This is a genomic window from Streptomyces sp. NPDC048278, assembly GCF_040652195.1.
Lineage (GTDB): Bacteria > Actinomycetota > Actinomycetes > Streptomycetales > Streptomycetaceae > Streptomyces.
This window is the reverse complement of the sequence record NZ_JBEZLP010000003.1, coordinates 370,762-390,496: the sequence shown is the minus strand read 5'-3', so window position 1 is coordinate 390,496 and position 19,735 is coordinate 370,762. Positions and strand designations below refer to the sequence as shown.

The following is a 19,735-nucleotide window of genomic DNA, read 5'->3' as shown; positions in this document are numbered from 1 at the left end:
TTGTGATCGCCCTCTCTCTCGCCGAGATCGCAGAAGTCGTCGGCGGGCAGACGCACGACATACCGGATCCGTCCGTCCAGGTCACCGGCGAAGTCGTCCGGGACTCCCGCGAGGTGGGGCCGGGCAGTCTGTTCGCCGCCTTCGTGGGCGAGCGCGTGGACGGCCACGACTTCGCCGCCCAGGTCGTCGAGCAGGGCGCGGTCGCCGTACTGGCGTCGCGCCCCGTCGGCGTGCCCGCGATCGTCGTGGACGACGTCCAGACCGCCCTCGGCGCCCTCGCGCGTCATGTCGTACGACGGCTCGGCGCGACCCTCGTGGCGCTGACCGGCTCGGCCGGCAAGACCAGTACCAAGGACCTCATCGCCCAGGTGCTGCGCACCAAGGCGCCGACCGTCTTCACGCCCGGCTCGCTCAACAACGAGATCGGACTGCCGCTGACGGCCCTGTCCGCCACCGAGGACACGCGGTTCCTGGTGCTGGAGATGGGCGCCCGCGGCATCGGCCACATCCGCTACCTCGCCGATCTGACGCCCCCGAGGATCGGCCTGGTCCTCAACGTCGGCACCGCCCACATCGGCGAGTTCGGCGGCCGGGAGCAGATCGCCCAGGCGAAGGGCGAGCTGGTGGAGGCGCTGCCCGCGGCCGAGGACGGCGGGGTCGCGGTCCTCAACGCGGACGACCCGCTGGTGTCGGCCATGGCCACCCGTACCAAGGCGAAGGTGGTCCTTTTCGGAGAGTCGGCCGAAGCGGACGTACGGGCCGAGAACGTACGACTCACGGACACGGGACAGCCCGCGTTCAGCCTTCACACACCCTCCGGTGCAAGCGATGTGACCATGCGCCTGTACGGTGAGCACCACGTGTCGAACGCGCTCGCCGCGGCCGCCGTCGCCCATGAGCTGGGCATGTCCGCGGAAGAGATCGCCCTCGCGCTCTCCGAGGCGGGCTCCCTCTCCCGCTGGCGTATGGAGGTCACCGAGCGCCCGGACGGCGTGACCATCGTCAACGACGCCTACAACGCCAACCCCGAGTCCATGCGAGCCGCGCTGCGCGCGCTCGCGGCCATGGGCACAGCCGCACAGGCAAGGGGGGGACGCACGTGGGCGGTGCTCGGCAAGATGGCCGAGCTCGGGGACGAGGCTCTCGCCGAGCACGACGCGGTCGGACGGCTCGCCGTCCGGCTCAATGTCGGCAAGCTCGTCGCCGTCGGGGGAGTGGAAGCCTCCTGGCTGCAACTGGGCGCATATAACGAGGGTTCGTGGGGTGAGGAGTCGGTGCACGTGTCCGACGCACAGGCGGCGGTCGACCTGTTGCGCAGCGAGTTGCGCCCGGGGGACGTCGTCCTCGTGAAGGCGTCACGGTCGGTGGGCCTGGAGAGCGTTGCGCAGGCGCTCCTCCAGACCGGTGCCGAGGGTGTTGATGCCCGATGATGAAGCAGATCCTCTTCTCGGGTGTCATCGGTCTCTTCCTGACGCTGATCGGCACCCCGCTGCTGATCAAGCTCCTCGCCCGCAAGGGCTACGGCCAGTACATCCGTGACGACGGCCCGCGCGAGCACGCCAGCAAGCGCGGTACGCCGACGATGGGCGGTATCGCCTTCATCCTGGCGACGGTCGCCGCCTACTTCCTGTCCAAGGTGATCACCGGCTACACCCCGACCTACTCGGGCGTGCTGGTGCTCGGCCTGATGTGCGGGATGGGCCTGGTCGGCTTCCTGGACGACTACATCAAGATCGTCAAGCGGCGTTCGCTCGGCCTGCGGGCCAAGGCGAAGATGGCCGGGCAGCTGATCGTCGGCATCTCCTTCGCGGTGCTCTCGCTTCAGTTCGCCGACGCCCGCGGCAACACCCCGGCCTCCACCAAGCTGTCCTTCATCACGGACTTCGGCTGGACCATCGGCCCGGTGCTGTTCGTGGTCTGGGCGCTGTTCATGATCCTCGCGATGTCCAACGGCGTGAACTTGACGGACGGTCTGGACGGTCTGGCCACCGGCGCCTCCGTGCTCGTCTTCGGCGCCTACACGTTCATCGGCGTCTGGCAGTTCCAGGAGTCCTGCGCCAACGCGACGACCCTGACCAACCCCAACGCCTGCTACGAGGTACGCGATCCGCTGGACCTCGCGGTCATCGCCTCCGCGCTGATGGGTTCCTGCCTCGGCTTCCTGTGGTGGAACACCTCGCCGGCCAAGATCTTCATGGGCGACACGGGTTCGCTCGCGCTCGGCGGTGTCCTGACGGGCCTGGCGATCCTCTCCCGCACGGAGCTGCTCGTCGCCATCATGGGCGGCCTGTTCGTCCTCATCACCATGTCGGTCGTCATCCAGGTCGGCTCCTTCCGGCTCACCGGCAAGCGCGTCTTCCGGATGGCACCACTCCAGCACCACTTCGAACTCAAGGGCTGGTCCGAAGTCCTTGTGGTGGTCCGCTTCTGGATCATCCAGGGCATCTGTGTGATTGTCGGACTCGGGCTCTTCTATGCAGGATGGGCAGCGGACAAGTGACCGACTGGCAGGGCAAGCACGTCACCGTCGCCGGGCTCGGCGTCTCCGGTGTCCCGGCGGCCAAGGTTCTCCACGCGCGCGGTGCGGTCGTCACGGTCGTCAACGACGGCGACGACGCACGCGCGCGTGAACAGGCCGCCGAACTGGAGGCCCTGGGCGTCACGGTCCGGCTCGGTGACGGCGCCACCCTGCCCAAGGGCACCGAACTGATCGTCACCGCGCCCGGCTGGAAGCCGGACAAGCCGCTGTTCACGGCGGCCCGCGCGGCCGGCATCGAGATCTGGGGCGACGTCGAACTCGCCTGGCGGCTCCGCGGCCGGGACGGCAGAAAGGCCGCCCCCTGGCTCGCCGTCACCGGCACCAACGGCAAGACGACCACCGTCCAGATGCTGGCGTCGATCCTGAAGGCCGCGGGCCTGCGCACGGCCGCCGTCGGCAACATCGGCGTCTCCCTGCTCGACGCGGTCCTCGGTGACGAGGAGTACGACGTCCTCGCGGTCGAGCTGTCCAGCTACCAGCTGCACTGGGCGCCCTCGCTGCGCGCCCACTCCGCGGCCGTGCTGAACCTCGCCCCGGACCACCTGGACTGGCACGGCTCCATGGAGGCGTACGCCAGGGACAAGGGCCGCATCTACGAGGGCAACCGGGTCGCCTGCGTCTACAACGTCGCCGACAAGCTCACCGAGGAGCTGGTGCGCGAGGCCGACGTCGAGGAGGGCTGCCGGGCCGTCGGCTTCACCCTCGGCACCCCGGGCCCCTCCCAACTGGGCGTCGTGGACGGGATCCTCGTCGACCGCGCCTTCGTCGAGAACCGGCAGAAGAACGCCCAGGAGCTGGCCGAGGTCTCCGACGTCAACCCGCCGGCCCCGCACAACATCGCCAACGCCCTCGCCGCCGCGGCCCTCGCCCGCGCCTTCGGGGTGCCGCCCGCGGCCGTACGCGACGGGCTGCGGGCCTTCACGCCGGACGCCCACCGCATCGCGCACGTGGCCGACGTGGACGGGGTCGCCTACGTCGACGACTCCAAGGCGACCAACACCCACGCGGCCGAAGCCTCGTTGGCGTCATATGAGTCGATCGTATGGATTGCGGGCGGTCTGGCGAAGGGCGCGACCTTCGACGAGCTGGTCGCCAAGTCGGCAAAGCGACTTCGCGGCGCGGTGCTCATCGGCGCCGACCGGGCCCTCATCCGGGACGCCCTCGCGCGACACGCGCCGGAAGTCCCGGTCGTCGACCTCGACCGGACCGACACTGGGGCGATGCTCGCGGCGGTCCAGGAGGCCCGGCGGCTGGCGGTCGAGGGCGACACGGTGCTCCTTGCGCCCGCCTGTGCCTCCATGGACATGTTCGCCAACTACAACCAGCGCGGTGACGCGTTCGCCCAGGCTGTTCGCGAACTCGGCGCCTGACCCGGCCGCCTGCCGGGCGACCTTGGGAGGGACGCGTGGGACGGTCGACGTTCAGCGGAGGCGTTGATGTCCGGTAGCCGCACCGGCCGCCCGCCCGTACAGCGGGCGGTCCGCCGCCCCGGCGCGCCCCGCGCCGGACGCGAGAACCCGCTGCGGCGGTTCTACCTGCGCGCCCACCGCGCCTGGGACCGGCCGCTGACCGCGTACTACCTGATCCTCGGCGGCAGCCTGCTGATCATCGTGCTGGGCCTGGTGATGGTCTACTCGGCCTCCCAGATCACCGCGCTGCAGATGTCGCTGCCCGGCTCGTTCTTCTTCCGGAAGCAGTTCCTGGCCGCCTGCATCGGCGGCGTGCTGCTCCTTGTGGCCTCCCGGATGCCGGTGAAACTGCACCGGGCGCTCGCCTACCCGATCCTCGCCGGCGCCGTCTTCATGATGGCCCTCGTGCAGGTCCCCGGGATAGGGATGTCCGTCAACGGCAACCAGAACTGGATCTCGCTCGGCGGCTCCTTCCAGATCCAGCCCAGCGAGTTCGGCAAGCTCGCCCTGGTGCTGTGGGGCGCCGACCTGATGGCCCGCAAACAGGAGAAGCGGCTGCTGACCCAGTGGAAGCACATGCTGGTGCCGCTCGTTCCGGTGAGCTTCCTGCTGCTCGGGCTGATCATGCTCGGCGGCGACATGGGCACGGCGATCATCCTCACCGCGATCCTGTTCGGCCTGCTGTGGCTGGCGGGCGCCCCGACCCGGCTGTTCGCCGCCGTGCTGTCCATCGCGGGCGTGCTCGGTGTGATCCTCATCAAGACCAGCCCCAACCGGATGGCCCGGCTCGCCTGCATCGGCGCCACCGAGCCGAGGAGCGGCGTCGCCGACTGCTGGCAGGCGGTTCATGGCATCTACGCCCTGGCCTCCGGCGGTCTCTTCGGCTCCGGCCTCGGTGCGAGTGTGGAGAAATGGGGACAACTCCCCGAAGCCCACACCGACTTCATCTTCGCCGTCACCGGTGAGGAACTGGGCCTGGCGGGGACGCTGTCGGTACTGGCCCTCTTCGCGGCTCTAGGCTATGCGGGTATCCGCGTGGCCGGACGCACGGAGGACCCCTTCGTGAGGTACGCCGCGGGAGGCGTGACCACCTGGATCACCGCCCAGGCGGTGATCAACATCGGTGCGGTGCTCGGTCTGCTGCCGATCGCCGGCGTCCCCCTCCCGCTGTTCTCCTACGGAGGCTCCGCCCTGCTGCCGACCATGTTCGCCATCGGGTTGCTGATCGCCTTCGCGCGCGACGAGCCCGGTGCGCGGGCGGCGCTTGCGATGCGGCAACCTCGCTTTGGTAGAAAGCGGGGAGCCGGGGGCCCTCAGGGGCCTCGGAGATGGAACACGATGCGACGGCGTGCCCCCGCGGCCCGCCCGTCCGGAGAGCGGTGAATTTCGGTGCATGTCGTACTCGCTGGTGGGGGGACCGCCGGCCACATCGAGCCCGCGCTCGCCCTCGCGGACGCCCTGCGCAGGCAGGACCCCACCGTGGGGATCACGGCCCTGGGCACGGAACGCGGCCTGGAGACCACGCTCGTCCCGCAGCGCGGCTACGAGCTGGCGCTGATCCCCGCGGTGCCGCTGCCCCGCAGGCCCACCCCCGAGCTGATCACCGTCCCCGGCCGGCTGCGCGGCACCATCAAGGCGGCCGAGCAGATCCTGGAGCGCACCAAGGCGGACTGTGTCGCGGGCTTCGGCGGCTATGTCGCCCTGCCCGCCTACCTCGCCGCCAAGCGCCTCGGCGTGCCGATCGTGATCCACGAGGCCAACGCCCGCCCCGGCCTCGCCAACAAGATCGGCTCCAGGTACGCCGCCAAGGTCGCCGTCTCCACCCCGGACAGCAAGCTGCGCGACGCCCGCTACATCGGCATCCCGCTGCGCCGCTCCATCGCCACCCTGGACCGCGCCGCCGCCCGCCCCGAGGCCCGCCACCGCTTCGGCCTGGACCCCAACCTGCCCACGCTGCTGGTCTCCGGCGGCTCCCAGGGCGCCCGCCGCCTCAACGAGGTCGTCCAGCAGGTCGCGCCCTGGCTGCAGCAGGCCGGCATCCAGATCCTGCACGCGGTCGGCCCGAAGAACGAACTGCCGCAGGTGCACCAGATGCCGGGGATGCCCCCGTACATCCCGGTAAGTTACCTGGACCGGATGGACCTCGCGTACGCCGCGGCCGACATGATGCTCTGCCGCGCGGGCGCGATGACCGTCGCCGAGCTCTCCGCCGTCGGACTCCCGGCCGCCTACGTCCCGCTGCCCATCGGCAACGGCGAACAGCGGCTGAACGCCCAGCCGGTGGTCAAGGCCGGCGGCGGCCTGCTGGTCGACGACGCGGAACTCACCCCGGAATGGGTGCAGCAGAACGTCCTGCCCGTGCTCGCCGACCCGCACCGGCTGTACGAGATGTCCCGCGCGGCGAGCGAGTTCGGCCGCCGGGACGCCGACGACCTGCTCGTCGGCATGGTGTACGAGGCGATCGCCTCAAGCCGGTAGGACCGTATGACGAAAGGCAAGTGAGCAGCGTGGCCGGACCGACCACCACCGCCGAACGCGGTGAACGCCAGCGGGAGTCGTCCGGCCCGCCGCTCGTCCGCCGGCTGCGGAACCGGCGCTTTCGCAGGATCGTCATCCTGGTGCTGTCCGTGCTGCTCCTCGGCTCCGGCTCCGTCTGGCTGCTGTACGGCTCCCCGTGGCTGCGCGTCCGCCATGTCTCCGTCTCCGGTACGGCCGTTCTGACCCCCGAAGAGGTCCTGGAGGCCGCCGACGTCCCCGTCGGGGCGCCGCTGGTCTCCGTGGACACCGACGGGATCGAGGCCCGGCTGCGCCGGAAACTGCCCCGCATCGACACGGTGGACGTGGTCCGTTCCTGGCCCCGCGGAATCGGGCTGAAAGTGACCGAGCGTACTCCCGTGCTGCTCATCGAAAAGGGCGGATATTTCACCGAAGTGGACCGGGAAGGCGTCCGGTTCGCCACGGTTTCGCGAGCGCCGAAAGGCGTCCCGGCGCTGGAATTGAGTCTGTCCCGGTCGGGTTCGGCCACCGCGAGCCTGCGCCGGTTCGGCACCGACCGGCTCGTGCGGGAGGCGGTCGACGTCGCGCGGGCCGTTCCGGCCGTCGTCCGCCGGGACACCCGGACCCTCAAGGTCCGTTCCTACGACGACATCTCGCTGGAGTTGGGCGGCGGCCGTGTCGTGGAGTGGGGCAGTTCCGAGAACGGCGCCGCGAAGGCGCGTACGCTCACCGCACTCCTGAAAGCCGCTCCGGGCGCCCGGCACTTCGACGTGAGTGTTCCCACCGCCCCTGCGTCATCGGCGAGTTGACGCACATCAGCGCAGGCCAGCACCCTGGTTGGGCACTGCTACGGCTGATCACATAGGGTGAAAAGAAAAACGGGAGGTTCGGCGTGTTCGTTGAACGGGCGCCACTTGTCGACTTAGTGTCCTGTTCAGAAGACTTCAAGGAACGGACACACTGGTAACCCTAAACTTCAACGTTAGGGTTCGGGTCGGCGCTACGGACCGTCCCAATCGGCATCTGCCGTCCCGCGCGGGCACCGTACGTGGACGGCAACGTAATTCGAGGCGAGAGGCCTTCGACGTGGCAGCACCGCAGAACTACCTCGCAGTCATCAAGGTCATCGGTGTCGGCGGCGGTGGTGTCAATGCCATCAACCGGATGATCGAGGTCGGCCTCAAGGGCGTCGAGTTCATCGCCATCAACACCGACGCACAGGCGCTGTTGATGAGCGACGCCGACGTCAAGCTCGACGTCGGCCGCGAACTCACCCGCGGACTCGGTGCCGGCGCCAACCCGGCCGTCGGCCGCAAGGCCGCCGAGGACCACCGCGAGGAGATCGAGGAGGTCCTCAAGGGGGCCGACATGGTCTTCGTGACGGCCGGCGAAGGCGGCGGCACCGGCACCGGCGGCGCGCCCGTCGTGGCCAACATCGCGCGCTCGCTGGGCGCCCTCACCATCGGCGTGGTCACCCGCCCGTTCACCTTCGAGGGCCGGCGCCGCGCCAACCAGGCCGAGGACGGCATCGCCGAACTCCGCGAAGAGGTCGACACCCTCATCGTCATCCCGAACGACCGGCTGCTGTCCATCTCGGACCGCCAGGTCTCGGTGCTCGACGCCTTCAAGTCGGCCGACCAGGTCCTGCTCTCCGGCGTCCAGGGCATCACCGACCTCATCACCACCCCCGGTCTGATCAACCTCGACTTCGCCGACGTCAAGTCGGTCATGTCCGAGGCCGGTTCGGCCCTCATGGGCATCGGCTCGGCCCGCGGCGACGACCGCGCGGTGGCCGCCGCCGAGATGGCGATCTCCTCGCCGCTCCTGGAGGCCTCCATCGACGGCGCCCGGGGCGTCCTGCTCTCCATCTCCGGCGGCTCCGACCTCGGCCTGTTCGAGATCAACGAGGCCGCCCAGCTGGTCAGCGAGGCCGCCCACCCCGAGGCCAACATCATCTTCGGTGCGGTCATCGACGACGCCCTCGGCGACGAGGTCCGGGTCACCGTCATCGCGGCCGGCTTCGACGGGGGCCAGCCCCCGGCCCGCCGGGACAACGTGCTCGGCTCGTCCTCGGCCTCCGCCCGCCGCGAGGAGCCCGCTCCGGCCCGGCGCGAGCCCGAGCGCCCCTCCTTCGGCTCGCTGGGCAGCGTGACCCCGAAGGAGGAGCCGGAGCCGGCGCCCGAGCCGGTGGCCGACATCCCGGTCGCCCCGCCGGTCCCGCCGTCCCGTTCCTACACGGACAGCGCGGCCGAGGAACTGGACGTACCGGACTTCCTCAAGTGATCCTTACGACGTGATAGGACAGCGCGAGACCGTGAGCGGCGCGCACTTCGTCTTCACCGACAGGTGGGGCGGGGTGAGCGCCGCTCCGTACGAGGAGCTCAACCTGGGCGGGGCGGTCGGCGACGACCCCGGCGTGGTACGGACCAACCGGGAGATCGCCGCCAAGTCGCTCGGCCTGGACCCCGGACTGGTGGTCTGGATGAACCAGGTCCACGGAAACGACGTCGCCGTCGTGGACGAACCCTGGGGAGACCGGCCGGTGCCCGAGGTCGACGCGGTGGTCACCGCGCGCCGGGGGCTCGCCCTCGCCGTGCTCACCGCCGACTGCACGCCGGTCCTGCTGGCCGACCCGGCCGCCGGGATCGTGGCCGCCGCCCACGCGGGCCGGCCCGGCATGATCGCCGGAGTCGTCCCCGCCGCCGTACGCGCCATGACGGAGCTCGGCGCCGACCCGGCCCGGATCGTCGCCCGCACCGGACCCGCCGTCTGCGGCCGATGCTACGAGGTTCCGGAGGCGATGCGCGCCGAGGTGGCCGCCGTCGAGCCGACGGCGCACGCCGAGACCAGCTGGGGCACTCCGGCGGTGGACGTGAGCGCCGGAGTGCACACGCAGCTCGCGCGCGCCGGAGTGCTCGACCGGGCGCAGTCGCCGGTGTGCACGCTGGAGTCGGGCGATCACTTCTCGTACCGGCGCGACCGCACCACCGGGCGGCTCGCCGGCTATGTGTGGCTGGACTGATGGGGCATGACGGACCGTAAGACGGAGATCGCCGCAAACCTGGCGAAAGTGGAGGAGCGCATCGCCGCCGCCTGTGCGGCGGCCGGGCGCAAGCGGGAGGAGGTGACCCTGATCGTGGTCACCAAGACCTACCCGGCGAGCGACGTGCGGATCCTGTCGGGGCTGGGGGTGCGCCACGTCGCCGAGAACCGGGACCAGGACGCGGCCCCCAAGGCCGCCGAATGTTCGGATCTCCCCTTGATCTGGCACTTTGTCGGTCAACTGCAGACCAATAAAGTGCGATCCGTGGTGGGTTACGCGGGCCTCGTGCAGTCCGTGGACCGCCCCAGGCTCGTGGACGCGCTGTCCAGGGAGGCGGTGCGGGCCGGGCGCGAGGTCGGCTGCCTCCTCCAGGTCGCGCTCGACGCGGGCGCGAACGGCCGGGGGGAACGCGGCGGCGTGGCTCCGGACGGAATCGAAGAGTTGGCCGCCCTCGTCGCCCGTTCGCCGGGACTGCGGCTCGACGGCCTCATGACCGTCGCTCCGCTCACCGGGGAGTATGCGGGGCGCCAACGCGCGGCGTTCGAGCGGTTGATGGATTTGTCGACCGACCTGCGCCGAGACCATCCGGCTGCGAACATGGTCTCCGCAGGGATGAGTGCGGACCTTGAGGAAGCCGTGGCCGCCGGGGCGACACATGTACGCGTCGGCACTGCGGTACTCGGAGTCCGCCCCAGGCTCGGGTAACGTCGCCAAGAAGTCGGACCACAGCAGAAAATATGGTCAATGCCGCCCCAAGGCGGTCACAACGACCTTGTGGATCGCGGGACTTGGCAGTCGTCACCGATCCACCACAGAGCGGAGGACTCAGAGCATGGCCGGCGCGATGCGCAAGATGGCGGTCTACCTCGGCCTCGTGGAGGACGATGGGTACGACGGCCGCGGATTCGACCCTGACGACGACTTCGAGCCCGAACTGGACCCGGAGCCCGAGCGGGACCACCGGCGGCACGAGCCGCCACACCAGTCCCACGGTTCACACCTGTCCCAAAGGGACGATTCGGTACGAGTGGTGCAACCGTCGCCCCCGCGCGAACCGGTGTCGCATTCCGCCGCGCTCCCCGCGGAATCGGGACGCCCGGCGCGCATCGCCCCCGTGGCGTCCATCACACAAGAACGCGCAAGCCTGGAGAAGAACGCACCGGTGATCATGCCCAAGGTCGTGTCGGAACGAGAGCCTTACCGGATCACCACGCTTCACCCCCGGACGTACAACGAGGCCCGTACCATCGGGGAACACTTCCGTGAGGGCACTCCGGTGATCATGAATCTGACTGAGATGGATGACACAGACGCGAAGCGACTTGTCGACTTTGCGGCCGGTTTGGTGTTTGGTCTTCACGGAAGCATCGAGCGGGTGACGCAGAAGGTGTTCCTGTTGTCGCCTGCTAACGTCGATGTCACGGCGGAGGACAAGGCCCGCATCGCAGAGGGCGGGTTCTTCAACCAGAGCTGAGACGCAAGACCGGTACCAGGCACGGAAACAGGGGAGAGGGAAAGCACGGATCATGAGCGTGTTCCTGGATGTGATCTACATCGCGCTGATGTGCTTCCTCATCGTGCTGATCTTCCGGCTGGTCATGGACTACGTGTTCCAGTTCGCCCGCTCATGGCAACCCGGCAAGGCGATGGTGGTCGTACTTGAGGCCACCTACACTGTCACCGATCCACCGCTCAAGCTTCTGCGGCGGTTCATCCCGCCGCTGCGTCTCGGGGGCGTGGCGCTCGACCTGTCCTTCTTCGTACTGATGATCATCGTCTACATCCTGATCGCGATCGTTGGTCGGCTGTGATGAGCGATGTGACCTACCGTCTTGCCGATGCCGACGACTACGTTGAGGTGAAGAGATGCCGTTGACCCCCGAGGACGTGCGGAACAAGCAGTTCACGACCGTCCGCCTCCGAGAAGGCTATGACGAGGACGAGGTCGATGCCTTCCTCGACGAGGTCGAAGCCGAACTGACGCGCCTGCTCCGCGAGAACGAGGACCTGCGCGCCAAGCTGGCCGCGGCCACGCGCGCCGCTGCCCAGAACCAGCAGAACATGCGCAAGCCTCCGGAGCCGCAGGACCAGGGCGGCATGCCCCAGCAGGGCGGAATGCCGCAGCAGGGCATGCCCCAGCAGGGTGGCATGCCGCAGCAGGGCATGCCCCAGGGCGGTATGCCGCAGCAGGGCATGCGAGGTCCCGGCGCTCCGGTGCCCGCCGGCATATCGGGCCCGCCGCAGCAGCAGATGGGTGGCCCCATGGGCGGTCCCCCGCAGCTGCCGAGCGGCGCCCCGCAGCTGCCGGCCGGTCCCAGTGGCCAGGGCGGTCCGCAGGGTCCCGGTCCGATGGGCCAGGGCCCGATGGGTCAGGGTCCGATGGGCCAGGGTCCGATGGGCCAGGGCATGGGCCAGGGTCCCGGCCCGATGGGTCAGGGCATGGGCCAGGGCCCCGGTCCGATGGGTCAGGGCATGGGCCCGATGGGTGGCCAGCCCCCCATGCAGCAGCAGATGGGCGGCCCGATGGGCGGCCCCATGGGTGGTCCGATGGGCGGCCCCGGTCAGGGCCCCGGTGGCGACAGCGCCGCCCGTGTCCTCTCGCTGGCCCAGCAGACCGCCGACCAGGCGATCGCCGAGGCCCGCTCCGAGGCCAACAAGATCGTCGGCGAGGCCCGCAGCCGCGCCGAGGGTCTGGAGCGCGACGCCCGCGCCAAGGCCGACGCGCTGGAGCGGGACGCGCAGGAGAAGCACCGCGTCGCCATGGGCTCCCTGGAGTCCGCGCGCGCCACGCTGGAGCGCAAGGTCGAGGACCTGCGCGGCTTCGAGCGCGAGTACCGCACGCGTCTGAAGTCGTACCTGGAGTCGCAGCTGCGTCAGCTGGAGACCCAGGCCGACGACTCCCTGGCGCCTCCGCGCACCCCGGCCGCGGCCTCCCTCCCGCCGTCCCCGACGCCCTCCATGGCCCCGGCCGGCGCGAGCGCCCCGTCCTACGGCGGCAACCCGTCCATGGGCGGCCCCTCGATGGGTGGCCCGTCGATGGGCGCCCCGTCCCCCGCTGCCCCGTCCTACGGCGGCCAGCAGCAGATGACGCCGGCGATGACCCAGCCGATGGCGCCGGTACGCCCGCAGGGCCCCTCTCCGATGGGCCAGGCGCCGTCCCCGATGCGCGGCTTCCTGATCGACGAGGACGACAACTGACGCCGGGCGCGTAACGCGCGCGTAGCCGTCGGCAGAGCATCAAAGGGCGGGGCCCCGGATTCCGATCCGGGGCCCCGCCCTTTTTACGCGGGTTGCGTCCCACCCCGCTTCCCAGCTGCGCTCTCCGCGCCCCCACCCCCACCAAGGGGCGCGGGGAACCGCGCACGCTCACGGTCCCGACCCGCGGACGTGAGGGGCTGGTGCCTCCGAAGGGGCGCGGGGAACCGCGCACGGCGGCTGCTCCGGCCCGCACCCATGAGAAGGGGCCCGATCCCCACCATGGAGACCGGGCCCCTTCTCGGACAGTCCGGCGGCTACGCCTTGCGCAGGCGGAACGTCAGCGAGAGCCCCTCGTCGGTGAAGGGAGCGCCGTAACCGTCATCCCCCTCGCCCTGCGAGAAGTCGGTCGCCAGCACCTCGTCGGCGATCAGCGCGGCATGCTCCGCCAGCGCCGCGATCACCGCCGGGTCGGTCGACACCCACCTGAGCGCGATCCGGTCGGCCACATCCAGCCCGCTGTTCTTGCGCGCCTCCTGGATCAGCCGGATCGCGTCCCGGGCGAGCCCGGCCTGCCGCAGCTCCTCCGTGATCTCCAGGTCGAGCGCCACGGTCGCACCGGAGTCCGACGCCACCGACCAGCCCTCACGCGGCGTCTCCGTGATGATCACCTCGTCCGGCGCCAGTGTCACCGTCTCGCCCTCGACCTCCACCGACGCCGTGCCCTCGCGCAGCGCCAGCGACAGTGCGGCGGCGTCCGCCGCGGCGACCGCCTTGGCGACCTCCTGCACCCGCTTGCCGAACCGCTTGCCCAGCGCCCGGAAGTTGGCCTTCGCGGTCGTGTCGACCAGCGAGCCGCCCACCTCGGAGAGCGACGCCAGCGAGGAGACGTTCAGCTCGTCGGTGATCTGCCCGTGCAGCTCCGGGTCGAGCGCGTCGAAGCCGACCGCCGCGACCAGCGCCCGGGACAGCGGCTGCCGCGTCTTGACGCCCGACTCCGCGCGCGTGGCCCGGCCCAGCTCCACGAGGCGCCGTACCAGGACAATCTGCCTGGACAGCTCCGGGTCGATCGCGGACAGGTCCGCCTCCGGCCAGGACGACAGGTGCACCGACTCCGGGGCGCCCGGGGTCACCGGCGCGATCAGGTCCTGCCACACCCGCTCGGTGATGAACGGGGTCAGCGGGGCCATCAGCTTGGTGACCGTCTCCACCACCTCGTGCAGCGTGCGCAGCGCGGCCTTGTCGCCCTGCCAGAAGCGGCGCCGCGAACGGCGGACGTACCAGTTGGACAGGTCGTCGACGAACGCGGAGAGCAGCTTGCCGGCGCGCTGGGTGTCGTACGCCTCCAGCGCCTGCGTCACCTGGTCGGTGAGCGCGTGCAGCTCGGAGAGCAGCCAGCGGTCCAGGACCGGGCGGTCGGCCGGCGCGGGGTCCGCCGCGGACGGCGCCCAGCTCGACGTACGGGCGTACAGCGCCTGGAAGGCGACCGTGTTCCAGTACGTCAGCAGCGTCTTGCGGACGACCTCCTGGATCGTGCCGTGCCCGACCCGGCGGGCCGCCCACGGGGAGCCGCCGGCCGCCATGAACCAGCGCACCGCGTCCGCGCCGTGCTGGTCCATCAACGGGATCGGCTGCAGGATGTTGCCCAGGTGCTTGGACATCTTGCGGCCGTCCTCGGCGAGGATGTGGCCCAGGCAGACCACGTTCTCGTACGACGACCGGTCGAAGACCAGCGTGCCGACCGCCATCAGCGTGTAGAACCAGCCGCGGGTCTGGTCGATCGCCTCGGAGATGAACTGCGCCGGGTACCGGCTCTCGAACAGCTCCTTGTTCTTGTACGGGTAGCCCCACTGCGCGAACGGCATCGAACCCGAGTCGTACCAGGCGTCGATGACCTCCGGCACGCGCGTGGCCGTCTTCGCGCACTGCGGGCACGGGAAGGTGACCTCGTCGATGAACGGGCGGTGCGGGTCGAGATCCGACTGGTCGGTGCCGGTCAGCCCGGTCAGCTCCGCGCGGGAGCCGACCACGGTGAGGTGCTCGTCCTCGCAGCGCCAGATCGGCAGCGGGGTGCCCCAGTAGCGGTTGCGGGACAGCGCCCAGTCGATGTTGTTGTTCAGCCAGTCCCCGTACCGGCCGTGCTTGACCGTCTCCGGGAACCAGTTCGTCTTCTCGTTCTCTTCGAGGAGGCGGTCCTTGATCGCCGTGGTGCGGATGTACCAGGACGGCTGCGCGTAGTAGAGCAGCGCGGTGTGGCAGCGCCAGCAGTGCGGGTAGCTGTGTTCGTACGGCAGGTGCTTGAAGAGGAGGCCGCGCTGCTTGAGGTCCTCGGTGAGCCGTTCGTCGGCCTTCTTGAAGAAGACGCCGCCGACCAGCGGCACGTCCTCCTCGAAGGTGCCGTCCGGGCGGACCGGGTTCACCACCGGCAGGCCGTAGGCGCGGCAGACCTTCAGGTCGTCCTCGCCGAAGGCGGGGGACTGGTGGACCAGGCCCGTACCGTCCTCGGTCGTGACGTATTCGGCGTTGACGACGTAATGCGCCGGTTCCGGGAACTCAACCAGCTCGAACGGACGTTGATAGGTCCAGCGCTCCATTTCGGCGCCGGTGAAGGTCTGGCCCGTGCTCTCCCAGCCCTCGCCGAGCGCCTTGGCGAGCAGCGGCTCGGCGACGACGAGCCGCTCCTCGCCGTCGGTGGCGACGACGTAGGTGACCTCCGGATGCGCGGCGACCGCCGTGTTGGACACCAGGGTCCACGGGGTGGTCGTCCACACCAGGAGCGCGGCCTGGCCGGCGAGCGGACCGGAGGTGAGCGGGAAACGGACGTACACGGAGGGGTCGACGACCGTCTCGTAGCCCTGCGCCAGCTCGTGGTCGGACAGGCCGGTGCCGCAGCGCGGGCACCAGGGGGCGACGCGGTGGTCCTGGACCAGCAGACCCTTGTCGAAGATCGTCTTCAGCGACCACCAGACCGACTCGATGTACTCGGGGTCCATGGTCACGTAGGCGTCGTCCAGGTCGACCCAGTACCCCATGCGGGTCGTCAGCTCGGAGAACGCGTCGGTGTGCCGGAGCACGGACTCCCGGCACCTGGCATTGAACTCGGCGATGCCGTACTTCTCGATGTCCGGCTTGCCGCTGAAGCCCAGCTCCTTCTCGACCGCCAGCTCGACCGGCAGGCCGTGGCAGTCCCAGCCGGCCTTGCGGGCCACGTGGTAGCCGCGCATGGTGCGGAAGCGGGGGAAGACGTCCTTGAAGACGCGCGCCTCGATGTGGTGGGCGCCGGGCATGCCGTTGGCGGTGGGCGGGCCCTCGTAGAACACCCACTCGGGGCGGCCCTCGGACTGCTCCAGGGTCTTGGCGAAGATCTTCTGCTCGCGCCAGAAGTCGAGCACGGCGTGCTCGAGGGCGGGCAGGTCGACCTGTGCGGGCACCTGGCGGTACGTCGGCGCTGTCATCTGCGAGCTTCCTCCAACGGACTTGCTGCCTTCCGTCGGAGGGACGAGAGCCGGTCTTCCCGGACGCCGTGTGCGGCGCGCTCCCGCGGTACCACCCTCCTTGGCCCGCCGGACGCCGTACGCGCCGGTGAGCCCCCTCATTGGGGTCGCGAAACCGGCTCTACTGACCCTGGCAGGGCTTTCTTCCGGCGGCTCCGGGGTGATCTTCGCGTCGCGCTCGCCCCCGGGCTTCCACCGTCCCCGGGTCGCTCTGGGCTGCGTACGCCGCTACTCGTCCCCATCCACGCTTCTCGCTGCGCCCAGTGTACGGCGCCGCACGGACAGCGGCCGACCCGTTTTCCGGGCGCCGCCGGGGCCGGGCGGTCCACCTGCGGAGATGACCCGAATGGCGCGGTACGCGTGTTCGCATCCTGGGATGTCCGGCCCGGCGGATTACCGCGCGGGGAGCTGGGCACAACGGATGCATACCTGCTGCGTGGGGGGCGCGGGGCGGGCGGATCGGGCGGCGTGCCCCGTTGCCGCGGGACTCAAGTCGATTTATCGTCCCAGCACGATTCGCGTGCAAGATCACAATATGTGAAGGGGTCGCTGCCATGGTGGCGAAGAAGACCGCGGGGGGCAGCGGAGACAAGGGCACGCACGCGACAGCGGCGGCGGCTCCTTCCAGGAAAACACCAGGTGAGAAGGGGTCCGCCGAGAAAGAGGCCGTAACGAAGGCGGTAACGAAGGCGCCGGTGGCGAAGGCGGCCGGGAAGAAGGCCGCCACCAGGAAGGCCGACGGGGCGAAGTCGGCGAAGGCGGAGAAGAGCGCGTCCAGGGCCGCGGCGACGAAGACCGCGGCGGCTAAGAGCACGGCCAAGAAGAGCACGGCCAAGAAAGCGGACGCGGCGCGGGCCGCGAAGCAGACGGGAGCCACGACGGTGGTTGCGAAGAAGACTCCTGGCACGGCCAGGGCGGCGGACACCGCCGTCCCCAAGGCACGGGTCGCCACGGCGGCTGCGGGCGAGCTCGCGGTGCGTCCCGGCGAGGACCCGTGGACGCCGGAGGAGGTCGAGGACGCGCGCACCGAGCTGACGGCCGAGGCGATGCGGCTGCGCGCCGAGCTCGACGCGTCCGAGAGCTCCCTGGCCGGGCTGATGCGGGACTCCGGGGACGGCGCCGGTGACGACCAGGCCGACACCGGCACCAAGAACATCACCCGCGAGCACGAACTGGCCCTGGCCGCCAACGCGCGCGAGATGCTCGAACAGACCGAGCGCGCCCTGCAGAAGCTCGACGCGGGCACCTACGGCCTCTGCGAGAACTGCGGGAACGCCATCGGCAAGGCCCGGATGCAGGCCTTCCCGAGGGCCACCCTGTGCGTGGAGTGCAAGCAGAAGCAGGAACGCCGCTACTGAGCATCGGGGTCCCCTGGGGCGTGCCGTAGTCTCGTCCCGAGGCAGGCACCTAGGTTGAGGGACTCACGTGGCAGAGGCGGAACGCATCATCGGTACGCCGGGCACCCCGGACGACGGCGGCGAGCGGACGGCGGCGCCCGACGCGTCCGGTGCGTCCGGTGCGGATCAGCAGTCCACCGTGGACCGGCGGCCCGGTCGCGGGCGCCGGATCGCCGTGCTGTTCGCGGTGGCCGCCTTCGCGTACGCCCTCGACCTGGTCAGCAAGATGATCGTGGTCGCGAAGCTGGAGCACCACGCGCCGATCGAGGTCGTCGGCGACTGGCTGGAGTTCCACGCGATCCGCAACCCGGGTGCGGCCTTCGGCTTCGGCGGCGCCTTCACGATCATCTTCACGCTGATCGCGGCGGCCGTGATCGTCGTGATCTTCCGGCTGGCGCGCAAGCTGTACAGCTTCCCCTGGGCGGTCGCGCTCGGCCTGCTGCTCGGCGGCGCGCTCGGCAACCTCACCGACCGGATCTTCCGCTCGCCGGGGATCTTCGAGGGCCAGGTCGTCGACTTCATCGCGCCCAAGGACTTCGCGGTGTTCAACCTGGCCGACTCGGCGATCGTCTGCGGCGGCATCCTGATCGTGCTGCTCTCCTTCCGCGGCCTGGACCCCGACGGGACCGTCCACAAGGACTGAGGCCCGCAGAGGAGCCTCCGGGGGCTTGCGTACGGTGCTGCCGGCGGTGTCCGGCATACTCGACGGGTGAGCACGATTCCCGAGATCCGAACCCTGCCCGTGCCCGACGGCCTGGAGGGCGAGCGCGTCGACGCCGCCATCTCCCGCATGTTCGGCTTCTCCCGCACCAAGGCGGCCGAGCTGGCCGCGGCAGGCAAGGTCCAGGTCGACGGCTCGGTGGTCGGCAAGTCCGAGCGGGTGCACGGCGGGGCCTGGCTGGAGGTCGAGATGCCGGGGGCGCCCGCGCCCGTGCAGATCGTCGCGGAGCCCGTCGAGGGCATGGAGATCGTGCACGACGACGATGACGTGGTCGTGATCGTCAAGCCGGTCGGCGTGGCCGCGCACCCCTCGCCGGGCTGGACCGGCACGACCGTGATCGGCGGGCTCGCCGCCGCCGGCTACCGCATCTCCACCTCCGGCGCCGCCGAGCGCCAGGGCATCGTGCACCGCCTCGACGTCGGCACCTCCGGCCTGATGGTGGTCGCCAAGTCGGAGCGGGCGTACACGTCGCTCAAGCGCCAGTTCAAGGAGCGCACGGTCGACAAGCGCTACCACACGCTCGTGCAGGGCCATCCCGACCCGACCAGCGGGACCATCGACGCCCCCATCGGCCGTCACCCGCAGCACGACTACAAGTGGGCGGTCACCGCCGAAGGCAAGCCCTCGGTGACCCACTACGACCTCATCGAGGCGTTCCGCTCGGCCTCCCTGCTCGACGTGAAGCTGGAGACCGGCCGCACCCACCAGATCCGCGTCCACATGGCCGCCCACCGCCACCCCTGCGTCGGCGACCTCACCTACGGCGCCGACCCGACGCTCGCCAAGCGGCTGCACCTGACCCGCCAGTGGCTGCACGCCGTCCGCCTCGGCTTCGAGCACCCCGCGGACGGCGAGTGGGTCGAGTTCGCCAGCGAGTACCCGGCCGACCTGCAGCAGGCGCTCGACCAGGTCCGCGAGGAGACCTACGGATGAGCACGCGCGCGTACGCGGTCCGGGTCGCCGAGGATCCCGCCGACCTGGAGGCGTGCTTCGCCGTCCGCAAGCAGGTCTTCGTGGTCGAGCAGGGCGTCCCCGAGGACCTGGAGTACGACGACTACGACCCCGTCGCGGTGCACGTCCTGGCGGTCCGCGAGGACGGCGTACCGCTCGGCACCGGCCGGTTGCTCTACGGCGAGCAGGCCGCGGCCAAGACCGGCAACGACCTGTCCCTGGGCTCCCTGGGCCGGCTCGCGGTCTCCGCGGAGGCCCGCGGCCTCGGCGTCGGCGTCGCCCTGGTCCGCGCCATCGAGGAGGCCGCACGCGCGCGTGGCCTGGCCGCGGTGGACCTGCACGCGCAGACCCACGCACTGGGCTTCTACGAGCGGCTGGGCTACGAGCCGTACGGCCCGGAGTACGAGGAGGCGGGCATTCCGCACCGGGGGATGCGCCGGGTTCTGTAGCCGGCATGGCACGCTTGAGGCCCGCTGTGTGATCGTCTACA

The 19,735-nt window shown here is 70.5% G+C and carries 17 protein-coding genes; 16 read left to right on the top strand and 1 reads right to left on the bottom strand.

Annotated features, from left to right (window positions below; genetic code table 11):
- Positions 1-2: 2 nt before the first annotated feature.
- From murF to AB0D74_RS07890, 12 genes are all read left to right on the top strand, one after another.
- Positions 3-1,430 carry a UDP-N-acetylmuramoyl-tripeptide--D-alanyl-D-alanine ligase gene (gene murF, locus AB0D74_RS07945; protein ID WP_362581666.1) on the top strand — a complete coding sequence of 476 codons (1,428 nt, stop codon included), beginning with the start codon at positions 3-5 and terminating at the stop codon, positions 1,428-1,430.
- On the top strand, positions 1,430-2,500 hold the full coding sequence (mraY, locus tag AB0D74_RS07940) for a phospho-N-acetylmuramoyl-pentapeptide-transferase (RefSeq protein ID WP_362581947.1): 1,071 nt from the start codon (positions 1,430-1,432) through the stop codon (positions 2,498-2,500). Before murF ends, mraY begins: the two co-directional genes overlap by 1 nt.
- The gene (gene murD, locus AB0D74_RS07935; protein WP_362581664.1) at positions 2,482-3,909 is read left to right on the top strand and encodes a UDP-N-acetylmuramoyl-L-alanine--D-glutamate ligase; all 1,428 of its coding nucleotides are present in this window, start codon (positions 2,482-2,484) and stop codon (positions 3,907-3,909) included. The genes mraY and murD overlap by 19 nt, the downstream gene beginning before the upstream one ends.
- Before the next feature lie 66 nt (positions 3,910-3,975).
- Positions 3,976-5,331 carry a putative lipid II flippase FtsW gene (gene ftsW, locus AB0D74_RS07930; RefSeq protein ID WP_362581662.1) on the top strand — a complete coding sequence of 452 codons (1,356 nt, stop codon included), beginning with the start codon at positions 3,976-3,978 and terminating at the stop codon, positions 5,329-5,331.
- Positions 5,332-5,337: 6 nt separating this feature from the next.
- Entirely contained in the window at positions 5,338-6,426 is a 1,089-nt protein-coding gene (gene murG / locus AB0D74_RS07925) for an undecaprenyldiphospho-muramoylpentapeptide beta-N-acetylglucosaminyltransferase (RefSeq protein WP_362581660.1), read from the top strand.
- A 29-nt stretch (positions 6,427-6,455) separates the two neighbouring features.
- Complete coding sequence (locus tag AB0D74_RS07920; RefSeq protein WP_362581945.1) at positions 6,456-7,253, top strand: FtsQ-type POTRA domain-containing protein; 798 nt, start codon at positions 6,456-6,458, stop codon at positions 7,251-7,253.
- Between the two features lie 277 nt (positions 7,254-7,530).
- A complete protein-coding gene (ftsZ, locus tag AB0D74_RS07915) occupies positions 7,531-8,727 on the top strand; it encodes a cell division protein FtsZ (protein WP_089101080.1) in 1,197 nt (398 codons plus the stop codon).
- Between the two features lie 10 nt (positions 8,728-8,737).
- Complete coding sequence (pgeF, locus tag AB0D74_RS07910) at positions 8,738-9,466, top strand: peptidoglycan editing factor PgeF (protein ID WP_362581658.1); 729 nt, start codon at positions 8,738-8,740, stop codon at positions 9,464-9,466.
- Between the two features lie 6 nt (positions 9,467-9,472).
- A complete protein-coding gene (locus AB0D74_RS07905; RefSeq protein ID WP_362581656.1) occupies positions 9,473-10,192 on the top strand; it encodes a YggS family pyridoxal phosphate-dependent enzyme in 720 nt (239 codons plus the stop codon).
- Between the two features lie 127 nt (positions 10,193-10,319).
- A complete protein-coding gene (gene sepF / locus AB0D74_RS07900) occupies positions 10,320-10,961 on the top strand; it encodes a cell division protein SepF (protein ID WP_362581654.1) in 642 nt (213 codons plus the stop codon).
- A gap of 52 nt (positions 10,962-11,013) precedes the next feature.
- Positions 11,014-11,298 (top strand): YggT family protein, encoded by a 285-nt coding sequence (locus AB0D74_RS07895; protein ID WP_046729537.1) that lies wholly within the window; start codon positions 11,014-11,016, stop codon positions 11,296-11,298.
- A gap of 55 nt (positions 11,299-11,353) precedes the next feature.
- On the top strand, positions 11,354-12,685 hold the full coding sequence (locus AB0D74_RS07890) for a DivIVA domain-containing protein (RefSeq protein ID WP_362581652.1): 1,332 nt from the start codon (positions 11,354-11,356) through the stop codon (positions 12,683-12,685).
- Between the two features lie 314 nt (positions 12,686-12,999).
- On the opposite strand, the gene ileS is transcribed toward AB0D74_RS07890, so the two are convergent.
- The gene (gene ileS / locus AB0D74_RS07885) at positions 13,000-16,137 is read right to left on the bottom strand and encodes an isoleucine--tRNA ligase (protein ID WP_362581650.1); all 3,138 of its coding nucleotides are present in this window, start codon (positions 16,135-16,137) and stop codon (positions 13,000-13,002) included.
- A gap of 734 nt (positions 16,138-16,871) precedes the next feature.
- Here ileS and AB0D74_RS07880 point away from each other — a divergent pair.
- The 4 genes from AB0D74_RS07880 (at position 16,872) to AB0D74_RS07865 (ending at position 19,694) form a co-directional block, all read left to right on the top strand.
- Positions 16,872-17,534 (top strand): TraR/DksA C4-type zinc finger protein, encoded by a 663-nt coding sequence (locus tag AB0D74_RS07880; RefSeq protein ID WP_362581648.1) that lies wholly within the window; start codon positions 16,872-16,874, stop codon positions 17,532-17,534.
- Between the two features lie 67 nt (positions 17,535-17,601).
- Complete coding sequence (gene lspA / locus AB0D74_RS07875) at positions 17,602-18,216, top strand: signal peptidase II (protein ID WP_362581646.1); 615 nt, start codon at positions 17,602-17,604, stop codon at positions 18,214-18,216.
- 66 nt (positions 18,217-18,282) lie between these two features.
- Entirely contained in the window at positions 18,283-19,227 is a 945-nt protein-coding gene (locus tag AB0D74_RS07870; RefSeq protein ID WP_362581644.1) for an RluA family pseudouridine synthase, read from the top strand.
- Positions 19,224-19,694, top strand: a complete 471-nt coding sequence (locus tag AB0D74_RS07865) for a GNAT family N-acetyltransferase (RefSeq protein ID WP_362581643.1) — start codon at positions 19,224-19,226, stop codon at positions 19,692-19,694. The genes AB0D74_RS07870 and AB0D74_RS07865 overlap by 4 nt, the downstream gene beginning before the upstream one ends.
- Positions 19,695-19,735 lie beyond the last annotated feature (41 nt).

Bases quoted from the DNA above. Each gene is read 5' to 3' on its own strand.
- murD (WP_362581664.1), top strand. From the start codon at position 2,482: ATGGGCAGCGGACAAGTGACCGACTGGCAGGGCAAGCACGTCACCGTC.
- mraY (WP_362581947.1), top strand. From the start codon at position 1,430: ATGAAGCAGATCCTCTTCTCGGGTGTCATCGGTCTCTTCCTGACGCTG.
- AB0D74_RS07890 (WP_362581652.1), top strand. From the start codon at position 11,354: ATGCCGTTGACCCCCGAGGACGTGCGGAACAAGCAGTTCACGACCGTC.
- ileS (WP_362581650.1), bottom strand. From the start codon at position 16,137: ATGACAGCGCCGACGTACCGCCAGGTGCCCGCACAGGTCGACCTGCCC.
- sepF (WP_362581654.1), top strand. From the start codon at position 10,320: ATGGCCGGCGCGATGCGCAAGATGGCGGTCTACCTCGGCCTCGTGGAG.
- AB0D74_RS07865 (WP_362581643.1), top strand. From the start codon at position 19,224: ATGAGCACGCGCGCGTACGCGGTCCGGGTCGCCGAGGATCCCGCCGAC.
- ftsW (WP_362581662.1), top strand. From the start codon at position 3,976: ATGTCCGGTAGCCGCACCGGCCGCCCGCCCGTACAGCGGGCGGTCCGC.
- AB0D74_RS07895 (WP_046729537.1), top strand. From the start codon at position 11,014: ATGAGCGTGTTCCTGGATGTGATCTACATCGCGCTGATGTGCTTCCTC.
- AB0D74_RS07905 (WP_362581656.1), top strand. From the start codon at position 9,473: ATGACGGACCGTAAGACGGAGATCGCCGCAAACCTGGCGAAAGTGGAG.